Origin of the sequence: Cardiobacterium sp. Marseille-Q4385, from assembly GCF_916618745.1 — a bacterium.
Lineage (GTDB): Bacteria > Pseudomonadota > Gammaproteobacteria > Cardiobacteriales > Cardiobacteriaceae > Cardiobacterium.
In genome coordinates, this window is record NZ_OU745373.1 from 472997 (window position 1) to 488286 (window position 15290).

13 protein-coding genes are annotated in these 15290 nt (G+C 60.8%); all 13 read left to right on the forward strand.

Annotation, left to right across the window (positions count from 1 at the left end; all coding sequences use genetic code 11):
• Window positions 1–167: 167 nt before the first annotated feature.
• The 13 genes from alr (at window position 168) to lpxC (ending at window position 15170) form a co-directional block, all read left to right on the forward strand.
• The gene (gene alr, locus LG374_RS02305) at window positions 168–1229 is read left to right on the forward strand and encodes an alanine racemase (protein WP_225756198.1); all 1062 of its coding nucleotides are present in this window, start codon (window positions 168–170) and stop codon (window positions 1227–1229) included.
• Complete coding sequence (radA, locus tag LG374_RS02310; RefSeq protein ID WP_225756199.1) at window positions 1222–2598, forward strand: DNA repair protein RadA; 1377 nt, start codon at window positions 1222–1224, stop codon at window positions 2596–2598. Before alr ends, radA begins: the two co-directional genes overlap by 8 nt.
• A gap of 16 nt (window positions 2599–2614) precedes the next feature.
• Window positions 2615–3493: a UTP--glucose-1-phosphate uridylyltransferase GalU gene (gene galU / locus LG374_RS02315; protein ID WP_225756200.1), complete on the forward strand. Its 879-nt coding sequence runs from the start codon at window positions 2615–2617 to the stop codon at window positions 3491–3493.
• 103 nt (window positions 3494–3596) lie between these two features.
• The gene (gene hemH, locus LG374_RS02320; RefSeq protein WP_225756201.1) at window positions 3597–4586 is read left to right on the forward strand and encodes a ferrochelatase; all 990 of its coding nucleotides are present in this window, start codon (window positions 3597–3599) and stop codon (window positions 4584–4586) included.
• 197 nt (window positions 4587–4783) lie between these two features.
• Window positions 4784–5650: an SDR family NAD(P)-dependent oxidoreductase gene (locus tag LG374_RS02325; RefSeq protein WP_225756202.1), complete on the forward strand. Its 867-nt coding sequence runs from the start codon at window positions 4784–4786 to the stop codon at window positions 5648–5650.
• A 314-nt stretch (window positions 5651–5964) separates the two neighbouring features.
• A complete protein-coding gene (locus LG374_RS02330) occupies window positions 5965–6900 on the forward strand; it encodes a hypothetical protein (protein ID WP_225756203.1) in 936 nt (311 codons plus the stop codon).
• Window positions 6901–7252: 352 nt separating this feature from the next.
• Window positions 7253–8380, forward strand: coding sequence for an undecaprenyldiphospho-muramoylpentapeptide beta-N-acetylglucosaminyltransferase (gene murG, locus LG374_RS02335; RefSeq protein WP_225756204.1), 1128 nt, complete (start codon window positions 7253–7255; stop codon window positions 8378–8380).
• A 207-nt stretch (window positions 8381–8587) separates the two neighbouring features.
• Window positions 8588–10027: a UDP-N-acetylmuramate--L-alanine ligase gene (gene murC, locus LG374_RS02340; protein WP_225756205.1), complete on the forward strand. Its 1440-nt coding sequence runs from the start codon at window positions 8588–8590 to the stop codon at window positions 10025–10027.
• On the forward strand, window positions 10024–10944 hold the full coding sequence (locus LG374_RS02345) for a D-alanine--D-alanine ligase (protein WP_225756206.1): 921 nt from the start codon (window positions 10024–10026) through the stop codon (window positions 10942–10944). Before murC ends, LG374_RS02345 begins: the two co-directional genes overlap by 4 nt.
• 30 nt (window positions 10945–10974) lie before the next feature.
• Window positions 10975–11775, forward strand: coding sequence for a cell division protein FtsQ/DivIB (locus LG374_RS02350; RefSeq protein ID WP_225756207.1), 801 nt, complete (start codon window positions 10975–10977; stop codon window positions 11773–11775).
• The gene (ftsA, locus tag LG374_RS02355; protein ID WP_225756208.1) at window positions 11772–12998 is read left to right on the forward strand and encodes a cell division protein FtsA; all 1227 of its coding nucleotides are present in this window, start codon (window positions 11772–11774) and stop codon (window positions 12996–12998) included. Before LG374_RS02350 ends, ftsA begins: the two co-directional genes overlap by 4 nt.
• 40 nt (window positions 12999–13038) lie before the next feature.
• Complete coding sequence (gene ftsZ / locus LG374_RS02360; protein WP_225756209.1) at window positions 13039–14247, forward strand: cell division protein FtsZ; 1209 nt, start codon at window positions 13039–13041, stop codon at window positions 14245–14247.
• Entirely contained in the window at window positions 14247–15170 is a 924-nt protein-coding gene (lpxC, locus tag LG374_RS02365) for a UDP-3-O-acyl-N-acetylglucosamine deacetylase (RefSeq protein WP_225756210.1), read from the forward strand. Before ftsZ ends, lpxC begins: the two co-directional genes overlap by 1 nt.
• The last annotated feature ends 120 nt before the right edge of the window (window positions 15171–15290 follow it).

Below are 15290 nucleotides of genomic sequence, written 5' to 3' on the forward strand. Positions count from 1 at the left end.
GGCGCAGTTTATAACGGTGCCCGCCGTGTTTTCAATTGGCGGGGCAGTGGTAAAAATGAGACGCGGCGGGCATGGTGACGCTGTTTTTCGGGAAGTTACCGCCGGTTTTTGCGCTTGGGCAGCGGCGTATAATCCGCCCGTCTTTACTATTTGTTATGAGGTGTGTGATGCGTCCTTTGTGGAAATCCGTGGATTTGGCGGCGTTGCGGCACAACGTGCGGGTGCTGGCCACGCAGGCGGGGGCGGCGCAGGTGGTCGCGGTGGTCAAGGCCGATGCTTATGGGCACGGGGTGGCGGCGCTGTTGCCGGTGTTGCGCGAGATGCCGTGTTTTGCCGTCGCCTGCATGGAGGAGGCATTGGCATTGCGCGCGCTGGGGCTGACGCAGCCGGTGCTGCTGCTGGAAGGGGTGTTTGCCGCCGATGAGCTGGATGTGTGTGCCGCCGAGGGGTTTGAGCCGTGGCTGCATGACGGGCGGCAGCTGGCCTGGTATCGCCACGCGGTAGCCAAACCCGCCTGCTGGCTGAAGGTCGATAGCGGGATGCACCGCTTGGGATTTGCGCCAAGCGAGGTGCCGCAAGCGGTGGCGGCGTTGCAGGGTCTGCCCTGCCGTGGGCTTGCCACACACTTTGCCTGCGCCGATGAAGCGGATTTGTCCCACGCCGAGGCGCAGTGGTGCGCGTTTGATGCGTTGCCGTTGCCGCCCGGCTGGTTGCGCACGGCGGCCAATTCGGCGGCGCTGTTTGCCCTGCCGCAGGCGCGCGCGGATTGGGTGCGGCCCGGTTTGGCGCTGTACGGGATGTCACCGTTTGCTGACCGCACAGCGGCGGATTTGGGGCTGCGTCCGGTGCTCGGTCTGCATTCGGCGGTGCTGGCGACGCATTTTCTTGCGCGCGGCGAGGGCGCAGGGTATGGCTGCGGTTTTGTCGCCGCTGAGGATGGTTATTTGGCGACGATTGCGCTGGGTTATGGCGATGGTTTTCCGCGCGCGATTGCGAGCGGCGCAGTGCGGGTGCGCATTGGTGCGGCGACGTTCCCACTGGTCGGGCGGGTGGCGATGGATATGGCGCTGGTCTGGCTGGGGCGCGAGGCGCTTCCCGTCGGCAGCCCGGTGCTGGTGTTTGGCGACGTGCATCCGGTGGAAGTAGTTGCCGCGCAGGCAGGGACGATTCCTTATACGTTAACAACGATGTTGTCGCCGCGTGTGCACACGGTGGTGAAAAATGGCTAAAGCGAAGTCGCAGTTCGTCTGCCGCGAGTGCGGCGCGGTCTATCCGAAGTGGCAGGGGCAGTGCCGCGATTGTGGCGCCTGGAATGCGCTGGATGAGGAAGCGGTGCAGGCGACGCCGTCGCGCGGCAACAAAGGCGGCGGTTATGCGGGCGTTGCCGCCGGCAAGGTGCAACGGCTGGATGCGGTGGAACTGGTTGAGGAAGCGCTCCTGCCCAGCGGCATCAGCGAGTTTGACCGTGTTCTCGGCGGCGGCCTGGTCAGCGGCGGCGTGGTGCTGATTGGCGGCGATCCAGGCATTGGTAAATCAACGTTGTTGTTGCAGACAGTGCATCACATCGCTGCCACGCGCCGCTGTCTGTATGTGAGCGGCGAGGAATCGCCCCGGCAAATCGGGCTGCGCGCCGAGCGGCTCGGTCTGGCGCGCGAGCGGATTTTGTTGTTCAGCGAAACGCAGGTGGAGAAGATTCTGGCAACGGCGCTGGCGGAGAAGCCGGAGGTGCTGGTGGTCGATTCGATTCAGACGCTGTACAGCGAGGCACTATCTGCCGCGCCGGGGGCGGTGAGCCAGTTGCGCGAATGCACGGCACAGTTGGTGCGTTTTGCCAAGAGCACCGGCACGACGGTGTTCCTGATTGGCCATGTGACAAAAGAGGGCTCGATTGCCGGGCCGCGTGTGCTGGAACATATGGTGGACACGGTGCTGTATTTCGAAAGCGAGGCGGGCAGCCGCTTCCGCATGCTGCGCGCGGTGAAAAACCGCTTCGGGCCGGTGAACGAGCTGGGGATGTTCGCCATGCTGGAAGGCGGCCTGAAGCCGGTCGCCAATCCGTCGGCGATTTTCCTCTCGCGGCCGGACGGGCAGCAGCCGGGCAGCGCGGTGGTGCCGGTGTGGGAAGGGACGCGCGCGCTGCTCGTTGAGGTGCAGGCGCTGGTGGACGGCGGCGGGGGTGGCTATCCGCGCCGCGTCACCCTGGGGCTGGACGGTGGCCGTCTCGCCATGCTGCTTGCGGTGCTGCACCGCCACGGCGGCGTTGCCCTGCACGATATGGATGTGTACGTGAATGTCGTCGGCGGTCTGAAAATCAGCGAGACCGCAGCAGATCTGGCGGTGCTGGCGGCGGTCTGGTCCAGCCTGCGCGAACGCGCCCTGCCGCGCGAACTGGTGCTGATGGGCGAGGTGGGGTTGTCCGGCGAACTGCGTCCCGTCGCCAACGGCGAAGCGCGCATCAAGGCGGCGCAGCAGCACGGCTTCAAACAGGTCATCCTGCCCGAAGCTAACCGCCCGCGCGCCTCTGCTACAATGCGCGGCCTGAGTATCCACCCGGCCGCGACCCTCGCCGCCGCGCTGGATGTCCTCACATCCCTGTAACAAGAGGTATAAAACAATGAGTGAACCCGTCAGACTCGCCGTCTTCCCCGTTGCCGGATTCGGTACCCGCTTCCTGCCTGCGACCAAGGCCACCCCGAAAGAAATGCTGCCCGTCGTGGATAAACCACTGATCCAGTACGCCGTCGAAGAGGCCTACGAAGCGGGCATCCGTAACATGATCTTCGTTACCGGCCGCAACAAATGGGCGATCACCGAACACTACGACATCGCCTACGAACTCGAAAACGAACTCGAACAGCGCGGCAAAAAAGAATTCCTGCAACTCGTGCGCCGCATCAAGCCGCGCGACATGAGCGTCACCTACATCCGTCAGGAAATGGCAATGGGCCTCGGCCACGCCGTGCTCTGCGCCCAGCCCATCGTGCGTGACCGCCCCTTCGCCATCCTGCTTGCCGATGACCTCGTCATGAACGAAGGCAAACCCGTGATGAGACAAATGGTGGAAGTCTTTGAAAAACACCAGCAGGGCGTACTGGGTGTGATGGACGTGCCACGCGAAGACACCAAACGCTACGGCATCATCACCGAAGGCGCGGCACTGTCTGAACAAATCGTCACCGTGGACGCCATCGTCGAAAAACCCGAAGCAGCAGAAGCGCCTTCCACCCTCGCTGTTATCGGCCGCTACATCCTGCCGGGCTACATCATGCAGCTCCTGCAAAACACGCCGAAAGGCGCAGGCGGTGAAATCCAGCTCACGGATGCCATCAGCGCGCTGATCAAAGAACGCACCGTGCTTGCCTACCGCTTCGAAGGCAAACGCTACGACTGCGGCGACAAACTCGGCTATCTCGAAGCCAACGTCGAACTCGGCCTGCGCCACCCTGAACTGGGCGAAGGCTTCCGCGAGTATCTGAGAAATCTTGAACTCTAAGCCGGACGCAACGACCACAGGGCTGCGCGCCGCGCAGCCCTTTTTTTACCGTCCGCCGCCAAGCGAGACAACTACGCACCATTTCCCCTCACACCGATCCTTTATGACCTCACCAACTGCCGCCGTCCTCCTTATCAACCTCGGCTCGCCCGATGCTCCAACCCGTCAGGCTCTACGCCCCTACCTCAGCGAATTTCTCTCCGACCCGCGCGTCGTTGACCTGCCGCGCTGGAAATGGCTGCCCATCCTGCACGGCATCGTCCTCAATACCCGCCCCCAGCGCAGCGCCCATGCCTACCGGCAAATCTGGCAGGAAGATGGCGCACCGCTGATTACCATCAGTGCGCGGCAGACTGTCGCCCTGCGCCATGCCCTTGCCGCACGCGGGCAGCACATTGCCGTCGAATACGCCATGCGCTACGGCCGCCCCAGCATCGGCGATGCCCTGCAACGCCTCGCTTCCGCCAACATCGACAAACTGCTCGTCATCCCGATGTACCCGCAATACAGCGACGCCACCACCGCCAGCGTCTTCGACGGCGTCGCACAAGCACTCACCAAACGACGCGGCATCCCCGAACTGCGTTTCGTGCGCGACTGGCACCGACACCCCGCTTACATCGACGCCCTGGCCGCCAGCATCCGCCGCCACTTCCTCGCCCACGGCCAGGCGGAAAAACTGCTCTTCTCCTTCCACGGTGTGCCGGAACGCTACGTCCGCGAAGGAGACCCCTACCGGCAACATTGCGAAGCGACCACAGCCGCTGTCGTCCAAGCCCTCAACTTGCCCGCCGAACGCTACCAGCTCGTCTATCAATCCCGCTTCGGCAAAGAACCCTGGCTGCAACCCTACGCCGACGAGACCATCCGCGCACTCGCTGAGGCAGGCTGCGACAGTGTGAGCGTCATCTGCCCCGGCTTTACCGCCGACTGCCTCGAAACCCTGGAAGAAATGGCGATGACCAACCGCGACCTTTTCCTGCAACACGGCGGCAAACACTACGATTACATCCCGGCTCTGAACGATGATCCCGCCCACATTGCCCTGCTTGCCGATCTGGTCACCCAGCACACCCAGGGCTGGGGCGGGTGAAGAACGCGCCACAGCAGCGCCTGGCGGATCGCACCAATAGCACCGCCCCGCGCTTTCCCTTACCATGTAGGCGTTTCAAACAGGACTGAGACCAGGCGGCGAGCCGAAGACAGTACAAACTGGTACGGCGGGCTCGCCAACACCGTATCCGTTCTATTTGGGACGACTACAACGCCACCCACCCACCGGAAACCCCCATGGCAGAGAACAAACCCAAAAGCATCCTTATCACCGGCTGTTCTAGCGGCATCGGCTATACGGCGGCGCACATGCTGCACAAACGCGGCTGGCAAGTCTTCGCCAGCGCACGCGATGCCGCCGCTGTCGAACGCCTGAAACAGGAAGGCCTGAACGCGGTGCAGCTCGATTTGAACGAAACCGACAGCATCCGCATGGCGCTGGACTGGGTGCTAAAACAGACCGGCGGCACCCTCGATGCCCTTTTCAATAACGGTGCCTTTGCCATCCCCGCCGCCCTCGAAGACCTGAGTCGTGTCGCGCTCGCCTACCAAATTGATACCGGCCTGCTCGGCTGGCATGAACTCACCATGGCCGTGTTGCCCGTCATGCGCGCGCAGGGACATGGCCGCATCGTCAATACCGGCTCGGTGATGGGACTCTCGGCCATGCGCTTTCGCGGCGCCTACTGCACCACCAAACACGCGCTCGAAGGCTGGAGCGACGTACTGCGCCTCGAACTCGCCGGCACGGGGATTTACGTCAGCCTGCTTGAAGCCGGCCCGATCAAAACGGCCTTTCGCGGCAACTCCTTCCAGCAATTCAAACAGTGGATCGACATCGAAAATAGCCCGCACAAAGAGCGCTACCTCGCCATGCAAAACCGCCTGCAAAGCGACAAACCGATCCCTTTCACCCTGCCGCCGGAAGCCGTGGTCGCCAAACTCATCCACGCAATTGAATCACCACGCCCGAAAGCGCGCTACTACATCACCGCCCTCACCTGGCTGATGGCGGGCGCCAAACGCCTGCTACCGACCTTCCTTATGGATAAGTTCATCCTCTGGCTGGCCACGCGCGAAAGCAAACGCTACCAGAACAGCTAACCTTCACCCCGCCCGCAGCAGCGGGCTTTTTCATAGACAATTCACGGACCGCCTACAGGGCCCGCAATGACGCCGCTTGACGAGCCAGTAGCCACAACACTTGACGTCTTTTGAAGTGGCACGGCAGCGCTACGGCAGAAAGGAAAACGTAGAGACGTTGCCTGCAACGTCTCAAAAGCAAAAGGCGCAACAACAAAGCCCGCTAGCCACGCCGCTTGGTGGCGTCATTTCCGAGCCGGATACTGATTAACTGCTTTCTGTCGGCAAATGTACAATTTTTCCACACCTTCATCAAAATCAGGCAAAAATTCTCAATGAAATTCACCCGCACCCTTTTGACAGTCTCTGTATTGAGCACGGCACAGCTGGTATCCGCACAGGGGAATAAACCGGATACGCTTGTGCAGCAGTTATTGGAGACGCATTATCCGGACAATCAAAAAGCACTGGAGGCCTTTAATAAAGGCAGGAATGCTGAAGAGGCCATCAGACAATGTCATTTCAGGAATGATAAAGAACGGGACGATAAAGAAGAAATCATCGCAGGTTATTGCATGGATTTTATTGGCGAGAAGATGGTTGATACTGCACAAGGCAGGCGGCGCTACCTCTTTTTTTCCGGCGAGAACCTGAATCACGCACACGCGATGTCAGGTCTGGACAGCCTGTTTGTGTTTGATTCCGTTAATGGCAGGGACTGGCGGCTATTAACTCGTAAAGAGACAGATGCTATGGGTGGCTGGGGTTGGGGGCAGGCAACCCGTAGCATTCAGTGGCTGGAAATCGGACCCGGTTTATGGGCTGTCATGAGCAAAAGTGGTTTTAGAACGGGTGGGGAAACGGACAGTTCTGCACGGATTTTGTATGAAGATGACGGGAACATCCGCCACACTGCGATTCCCATAGCGTTCAATATCCACGACGATTTTTGCGACCCGGCAGTCACGGATTTTTGCGATAACGATTGGCAGGATGAAGCGGGGGCTGCGCGAGAACTGGCGGAAAGTGCCGCCTTGCGCGGGGTGTTGTCAGTGCGTCGTGATTTGCCGCCGGAGGCTGGTTTTTATCCGCTGCAAGTGACGGTTGACGGCTATCGTGGCCGGAAAATCACCGACCGGCGGGATAATGGCGCCTTTGTCATCACACCAGTACAGGCATTCCAGCGGCAACCCTATCTTTTTCACTATGATGCCGCGCAGCAGGATTATGTGATGCCTACCGATTTTCCCATTCGTTTCACCACTGATTGACCACCATTTGGCTGTAAGCGTTTTATTCTGCTTGGCGGCGAAGCCAGTATTTGTCTCGCTTGGCAGTCAGCCCAGTGTTTCTCTCGCTTGGCGACGAACCCCGTATTTATCTGGCTTGGCAACGAACCCCGTGCTTGTCTCGCTTGGCGGCGAACCCCGTATTTATCTCGCTTGGCGGCGAACCCCGCATTTATCTCGCTTGGCGGATGATTCAGACGCGGCAACTGTGAGATTTATTGGTTTGTCCGCTATCAGGCGATACCGGTGGCGTCGTTTTCCTCTATCCTATTGCACTTTCACTCACACATTTTCGAGAGTTTTCATGCCTATTGCTGCAAGTGATTTGAATGTTATGGACAAGCTCGATCCCGCCCGCTGGCAGGGCAAGCGGGTGTTGATGATGGCCGGTGGGACCGGCGGGCACGTGTTTCCCGCCCTCGCTGTGGCCAGTGCCGCCCGTGATTTGGGCGCTGAGGTGCATTGGCTCGGCAATGCCAAGGGGTTTGAGGGGCAGAAGGTGCCTGCAGCGGGTTTTGTTTTGCATGACATCGCGGTGCGCGGACTGCGCGGCAAGGGTCTGCTCGGCTGGTTGCAGGCACCGTTTATGCTCGCTCGCGCGTTTTGGCGGGCAAACGCGGTGTTGCGTCGCCTGCGTCCTGATGTGGTCATCGGTATGGGCGGGTTTGCTTCCGGCCCCGGCGGTCTGGTCGCGCACTGGCGGCGGGTGCCGCTGGTGGTGCATGAGCAGAATGCAGTAGCGGGTTTGACTAACCGCCGTCTGGCGAAGGTTGCCGACCGGGTGCTGCTCGCCGATGATCGCGCGGCAGCAGGGATGGGGCTGGCCGAGGGGCAGTTTGTGGTTACGGGTAATCCGGTGCGCCCCGAAATTGCCGCGATGCCTGCACCTGCGCAGCGTTTTTTAGGGCATCGCGGGCCGGTTCGTTTGCTGGTGCTGGGCGGTTCGCAGGGGGCAAAGGCACTGAATGCGCTGCTGCCGCAGGCGCTTTCGTTGTTGCCGGCGGAATCCCGCCCCGCTGTCACGCATCAGGTCGGCGAGCGCTGGCTGGATGAGGCGCGCGCGGCGTATGCGGCTGCGGGTGTCGAGGCCGAGGTGGTGCCGTTTATTGTGGATATGGCGGCGGCGTATGGTGCGGCGGATTGGGTGATTGCCCGTTCGGGTGCACTCACGGTTGCCGAGGTGGCCTCTGCCGGGCTGGCAGCGCTGTTTGTGCCGTTCCCGTTTGCGGTTGATGATCATCAGACGGCAAATGCGCAGGCGCTGGTGGATGCCGGCGCAGCGGTGGTGGTGCAGCAGCGGGATTTGTCGGCAGAGTCACTGGCCGCGCTGATCGCTGCCCGTCAGGATCGCGGCGCGCTGTTGATGCAAGCCGACCGTGCCCGCAGCCGTTCGCATGCGAAGGCGCTGGGGCAGATTCTGGCCGAGGTTGAAACGCTGTTGGCGGGCAAGGCGGCACGCTAGTTCTTGTTATGTTCACTCTTTTTTCGCTGGCGCGGGGCTTCCCCGCCCTGCCCTTCCCCGCGTTTTTTCGCGTGGTTGTCGCGCTTGGCGGGGGCTATCCGAACTCGTCATGCGCGTTTTCTGCTTCCCCCAACCCTTCTTCGCGGGGTTTTGTCGCGGGGTTTGTTTTTTTGTTGTTAACTCACTTTTCAGGTTTAGGTTTTTCAGATGAGTGCTGATATTCATTTTGGGCGGATTGAACGCCGCCAGATGCGCCGTGTGCGTAATGTGTTTTTTGTCGGAATCGGCGGGGTCGGCATGAGTGCCATCGCCGAGGTGTTGATTACGCTGGGTTATGCGGTGAGCGGTTCGGATTTGAAGGCGTCCGCCAATACGGAGCGTTTGCAGGCAAAGGGCGCCACGGTGTTTTTCGGCCATAGTGCGGAGAATGTGGGTGATGCGTCGGTGGTGGTCACGTCTTCGGCGATTGACCCCGCCAATCCGGAAGTGCTGCGCGCGCGCGAGCTGGGGATTCCGGTCATCCGCCGCGCCGAGATGCTGGCCGAGCTGATGCGTTTCCGTTTCGGGATTGCGGTCGCGGGTACGCACGGCAAGACGACGACGACGAGTTTGATTGCCTCCATCCTCGCCGATGCCGGGCTGGATCCGACGTTTGTCATCGGTGGGGTGCTCACGGCAGCGGGCAGTAATGCACGTCTGGGCGACGGGCAGTATTTGGTCGCGGAGGCGGATGAGTCGGATGCGTCGTTTTTGTTTTTGCAGCCGATGATTTCGGTGGTAACGAATATTGATGCGGATCATCTGGAGAATTACGGCGGCAGTTTCGATAATTTGAAGCAGGGTTTTGTGCGCTTTTTGCATAATTTGCCGTTCTACGGGCTGGCGGTGATGTGTGTGGATGATGAGGGGGTGCGCTCGGTGTTGTCTGAGGTCGGGCGGCCGGTGCGCACGTATGGTTTTTCGGAGCAGGCGGATTTGCGCGCGGTGAATGTGCGTCAGGTCGGCCTGGATATGCTGTTTGATGTGGTCGATAAGGCGCGCGGCGAGACGTTCCCGCTGTCGCTGTCCATGCCCGGCAAGCATAATGTGCTGAACGCGCTCGCGGCGCTGATTGTGTGCAGCGAGCTGGGGTTGCCGCATGAGGATATTGTCGCCGGGCTGCGCCAGTTCAAAGGCGTCGGGCGGCGTTTTACGTATCACGGTGTGATTGCGCATGAACACGGCACGGCCGAGGTGTTCGAGGATTATGGGCATCACCCGAACGAGATTCGCGCGGTGCTGGCAGCGGCGAAGGAAGGCTTTGCCGGACGGCGAATTTTTGCGGTGTTCCAGCCGCACCGCTTTACCCGCACCCGCGATTGTCTGGATGATTTTGCCGAGGTGCTGGCGAATTGTGAGGCGCTGGTGCTCACGGATGTGTACAGCGCGGGCGAAGCGCCGATTGCCGGTGCGGACAGCCGGGCGCTGGCGCGCGCCATCCGCGCACATGGCAAGGTCGAACCGGTGCTGATTGCCGACAAGGGCGCAATTAATCAGCAGTTGTACGATAATTTGTTGCAAGACGGTGATGTCGTGATTTATTTCGGCGCGGGCGATATTGGCCGCGTCGCCAAAGATATGGCTACGGAACATGGGGTAACGCAATGAGTATGGATTTTGGCAAGGTCGCCGTCCTGTATGGCGGGACGTCGGCGGAACGCGAGGTATCGCTGGTCAGCGGCGCGGCGGTGCACGAGGCGCTATGTGCGGCGGGCGTGGATGCGCATTTGGTCGATACGCTGGATATGCAGGCGCTGTTTTCTTTGCGGGAACGCGGTTTTGCGCGCGCTTTTGTGATTTTGCACGGGCGCGGCGGCGAGGATGGGCAGACGCAGGCGATTCTGGATGCGTTGACCATTCCCTACACGGGCGCGGGCGTCGCCGCTTGCGCGATTGCCATGGATAAGGTGTTGACCAAGCGGCTGTGGGCGGCAGACGGACTGCCGGTGCAGCCGGATATGGTGATTGACGAATCGACGTCGTTCGACACGCTGGCCACCCGCTTGTGCGCATCGTCGTTTGCGGTCAAACCCGCGCTGGAAGGTTCAAGCGTCGGCATCAGCCGCGTCTCCAGCCAGGCGGATTTGGTCGCGGCGTATGCCAAGGCAGGCGGTGCCAGCGAGAAGGTCATGGTGGAACCGTGGGTGGTCGGTCGTGAGCTGACCTGCGCCATCATCGGCAACGAGACCCTGCCAGTGGTGGAAATCCGCCCCGCCAACAGTCATCAGTTCTACGATTATGACGCCAAGTACCGCGACGACAACACCCGCTATCTCTGCCCTGCCCCGCTGGATGCGGCGTTAGGCGGGGAAATTCAGGCACTCACCAGACGCGCGTTTGCCAGCATCGGCGCGAAAGGCTGGGCACGCGTCGATTTTATTCTCGATGAAGCGGACCGCCCGTGGCTGCTGGAAATCAATATGGCACCCGGCATGACCTCGCATTCACTGGTGCCACTGGCGGGCAAGGCGGCGGGACTCGATTTTCAGGCAGTCGTGCTGAAAATCCTCGCGCAGACGTTGTAAGTCATGGCCACGCCCCCGAAAAATCGCTATTTGACCCGTTCCTCGGTCAGCGTACCGCGCGAGGAACGCACGCTGTGGCAAATCGCCTGGCTGATTGGCGAATGCACATTGGCTGTCCTGCTCTTGATCGGCATCGCTTACGGGATTTATGTGACCTATCAGCGCCTGACGCAGCAGGCGTTTTTCCCGCTGAAACGGGTCATCATCGCCGAACCGCTGCGCTACGGCGACATGGCCGACATCAGCGACATCATCCGCCATCACCACCAGAAAGATTTGCTGCATATGGATGTGTCGCTGCTCGCCGGCGAAATCCAGCAGCTTGACTGGATTGCCAAGGCAGGCGTTTACAAGCGCTGGCCGGATGCGGTGGAAATCAAACTCGTCGAACGCGTCCCCATCGTGCGCTGGGGCAAGGAAGGCTTCCTTGACGCCAGCGGCACACCGTTCACCGTGCCGGACAGCGACAAGCTGCGCGGCTTGTTCAAACTGCAAGGGCCGGACGGTTACGAGCAGCAGGTGCTGCAATATTACGAAGACATCGCACCGTGGCTTGCCGCACGCCATCTTGATGTCGCCCGCCTTACCCTCGACCCGCGCCTCGTCTGGCATGTCGAACTGAGCGGCGGCACCGACATCATCCTCGGTCGTGATCAACTAAACGAACGTCTGAAAAAACTCGTTGTGGTCAACGACAAAGTCATCAAGCCCTACCATCCGTACATTGACGCCATCGACCTGCGCTATCATGACGGCTTCTCCGTGCGCTGGAAAGCCGGCGTCAGACCCGTGACCACAGAAGCAAAAGACAAGACAAAAGAGAAAAAATGAACGAACAGGCCATCAAAGTCGTCATCGACCTCGGCAGCTCACGCACACGGGTGACCATCGCTGAAATCGGCAGCAACCACAGCTACTTTGAAGTGCTGGGCTGCGGCATTGCCGCCGGTAGCGCCGTCAAGGCAGGCATCGTCACCAACATCTCCGCCGCCACCGCCGCCATCCGTCAGGCGGTCGCCATCGCCGAACAAGAAGCCGGCGTCAAAATCAACAGCGCCATCGTCAGCATCAGCGGCCAACACATCCTCGGCGTCAACAGCGACGGCCAGACCCATATCCGAAACCGCCGCATCCGCAATAACGACATCGTCCACGCCGTCATGCGCGCGCGCAACCTCGCTCACAAAGGCGGGCAAACCCTGCTGCACGTCCTCGAACAACAATTCATCGTCGATGGTCACAAAGGCATCACCGACCCCAAAGGCATGACCGCTGACGAACTCGACGCCCGCGTCCACGTCATCAGCGCCCGCAGCGCCGCCGTGGACAACCTCAGCCAGTGCGTGCGCGAAGCCGGCATCGAAATCGAACAAATCGTCTATGCCGGCCTCGCCTCCGCCTACGCCGCCAGCAGCACGGACGAACGCGAACTCGGCGTCTGCACCGTTGACCTCGGCGCCGGCACCGCCGACATCATGCTGTGGCTGCACAACCAGCCCATGCACGCCGCCACCCTGCCCATCGGCGGCGAACAAATCTCCAGCGAAATCGCCACCGCCCTGCGTACCCCGCGCTCCGCCGCCGAAACCCTCAAATGCCGTTACGGGGCGCTGCGCAACAAATACAGCCAGCAACATCGCATCCCGCTGCCCAGTACCGGCCACCTGCCCGACCGCCAGCTCGCCGGCAACGACATGGTCGAGCTGCTCGCCATGTGCTACCAAAACCACTTCACCCACATCAACAAAGAACTGCACCGTGTCGGCCTGCGCAAAATGCTCGACGGCGGCATCATCTTCACCGGCGGCGCCGTGCAAATCCCCGGCCTCGCCGAAGCCGCCGGCGAACACTTTGAATGCCCGGTACGCGTTTTCATCCCCCCGCCCATCGAGGGCCTGCCCGAACACCTGCAACGCGACGCGGGCATGGTCACCACCCTTGGCCTCTTCTACCTGCAACAAGTTCCGCTCTCGGACTACGTTTGGGCCAAAGAAGAAAACGACGGTATAATCCAAAACGTTACAAACTTTTTAAAGCGTTACCTGTCACCCTAACGCATCACACATTGGCTCACTGGCACACAAGAGGTAAAACATGGCCTTCACAATACAAATGGACGAGACCGATAACACATCCCCCGTCATGATCAAAGTCATCGGCATCGGCGGCGGCGGATGCAACGCCTTGAAACAAATGATGGATTTCGACCTGCAAGGCGTAGAACTCATCGTGGCCAACACCGACAAACAAGTCCTGCAAGAAAACCCCATCCAGAACAAACTGCAACTCGGCGTCAAAACCACACGCGGCATGGGTGCAGGCTCCAAACCCGAAGTTGGCCGTCAGGCCGCCGAAGAAGACCGTGACAAAATCCGTGACGCCTTAAACGGCGCCGACATGGTCTTCATCGCTGCCGGCATGGGCGGTGGCACCGGCACCGGTGCCGCTCCTGTCATCGCCAACGTCGCCCGCGACATGGGTATCCTCACCGTCGCCATCGTCACCAAACCCTTCACCTTCGAAGGCATGCCGCGTATGCGCAAAGCCGAAGCGGGCATCGAAGTGCTGAAAAGCGAAGTGGACTGCCTTGTCGTCATCCCCAACGACCGCATCACCTCCGTCATGGGCGAAGACGCCACCCTCATCGGCTCCTTCAAAGCCGTGGACAACGTCCTGCGTGATGCCGTGTACAGCATCGCCACCATCATCCAGAAACTCGGCGTCATCAACACCGACCTCGAAGACGTCAAAACCATCATGAGCGAACGCGGTATTGCCATGATGGGTTCGGGCGAAGCGAAAGGCGAAGACCGCGCCCGTGCCGCTACCGAACGTGCCATATCCTCGCCGCTCCTGGAAAACATCGACCTCGCCTCGGCACGCGGCCTGCTCGTCAACGTCAGCGCCAGCTCCAGCGTCAAAACCGCCGAATACCACATGGTCGGCCACGTCATCTACGACATCATCGACCCCGAACAAGTCAACCTCAAAATCGGCCTCATCGTTGATGACAACATGGGCGACACCCTGCGCGTTACCGTCGTTGCAACCGGTATCGAAAGCAGCGACGACAACGGCTACTTCGGCGACACCTTCGGCACCTACGCCAACAGCAACAACAGCAGCAGCGGCAGCCGCAACGCCGGCGGTTACACCGACCTGAGCGATCTCGGCTTTGGCGTGCGTGCCAACAGCGACAACAACACCTATGACGACAGCGCCGACGATCGCAGCGACTACCGCAACGACAACGACAGCGGTGGCTTCAGCCTCAGCAAAATCCTGCGCCGCCGTACCCACTGATGGCCAGACAACGCAGCATCCGCGAGCCCATTGCGGGCTCCGGTATCGGCGTACACAGCGGCAGACGGGTGGACATCCGCCTGCTGCCCGCACCTGCCGATAGCGGCATCCGCTTCCGCCGTACCGACCTTGACCCCGTTGTCGAACTCCCTGCCCGCGCCGACCTCGTGCGCGATACCCAGCTCTGCACCGCACTTGCCAACGAAGACGGCGTGCGCGTCGCTACCATCGAGCACCTCATGTCCGCCCTCGCAGGCCTCGGCATCGACAACCTCACCATCGAACTGAACGCGCCGGAAGTCCCCATCATGGACGGCAGCGCCGCCCCCTTCGTTTACCTCCTGCAACAGGCGGGCATCCGCGAACTGGATGCGCTGAAAACCTTCATCCACATCAACGACACCATCGAAGTGCGCGAAGGCGACAAATGGGCTCGTCTCAGCCCGCACAACGGCTGCTGCTTCGACTTCACCATCGAATTTGACCACCCCGTCTTCCGCCACCGCAACAACCACACCCGCCTCGACTTCACCAGCCGCCGCTACATCCGCGACATCAGCCGCGCCCGCACCTTCGGTTTCCTGCGCGACATCGAATACCTGCAAAGCCACGGCCTGACCTTGGGTGGCGGCCTCGACAACGCGGTTGTCGTGGACGACTACCGCGTCCTGAACGAACACGGCCTGCGTTTTGATGACGAATTCGTGCGCCACAAACTGCTGGACGCCGTCGGCGACCTCTACCTGCTCGGCGCACCACTCATCGGCCACTACCAGGGCTACAAATCCGGACACGACCTCAACAACAAACTGTGCCTGGCCCTGCTCGCCAGCCCGCAAAGCTGGCAACGCATCCAGCTTGATCGCGACAGCGACATCCAGATTGACTACGGCGAAAACCTGCCGCTACCACAGGCCAGTTGAACGCTCTGCCCCGCTTATCCGCGATATAGAAAAGAGACGCCGCCAGGCGTCTCTTTTCTATAAACATCTGTACGGCCTTCGGCTTGCCTTTGCTATCCATGCCTTTGTGGCTTTACTTCA

Bases quoted from the DNA above. Each gene is read 5' to 3' on its own strand.
- alr (WP_225756198.1), top strand. From the start codon at position 168: ATGCGTCCTTTGTGGAAATCCGTGGATTTGGCGGCGTTGCGGCACAAC.
- radA (WP_225756199.1), top strand. From the start codon at position 1,222: ATGGCTAAAGCGAAGTCGCAGTTCGTCTGCCGCGAGTGCGGCGCGGTC.
- galU (WP_225756200.1), top strand. From the start codon at position 2,615: ATGAGTGAACCCGTCAGACTCGCCGTCTTCCCCGTTGCCGGATTCGGT.
- hemH (WP_225756201.1), top strand. From the start codon at position 3,597: ATGACCTCACCAACTGCCGCCGTCCTCCTTATCAACCTCGGCTCGCCC.
- LG374_RS02325 (WP_225756202.1), top strand. From the start codon at position 4,784: ATGGCAGAGAACAAACCCAAAAGCATCCTTATCACCGGCTGTTCTAGC.
- LG374_RS02330 (WP_225756203.1), top strand. From the start codon at position 5,965: ATGAAATTCACCCGCACCCTTTTGACAGTCTCTGTATTGAGCACGGCA.
- murG (WP_225756204.1), top strand. From the start codon at position 7,253: ATGGACAAGCTCGATCCCGCCCGCTGGCAGGGCAAGCGGGTGTTGATG.
- murC (WP_225756205.1), top strand. From the start codon at position 8,588: ATGAGTGCTGATATTCATTTTGGGCGGATTGAACGCCGCCAGATGCGC.
- LG374_RS02345 (WP_225756206.1), top strand. From the start codon at position 10,024: ATGAGTATGGATTTTGGCAAGGTCGCCGTCCTGTATGGCGGGACGTCG.
- ftsA (WP_225756208.1), top strand. From the start codon at position 11,772: ATGAACGAACAGGCCATCAAAGTCGTCATCGACCTCGGCAGCTCACGC.
- ftsZ (WP_225756209.1), top strand. From the start codon at position 13,039: ATGGCCTTCACAATACAAATGGACGAGACCGATAACACATCCCCCGTC.
- lpxC (WP_225756210.1), top strand. From the start codon at position 14,247: ATGGCCAGACAACGCAGCATCCGCGAGCCCATTGCGGGCTCCGGTATC.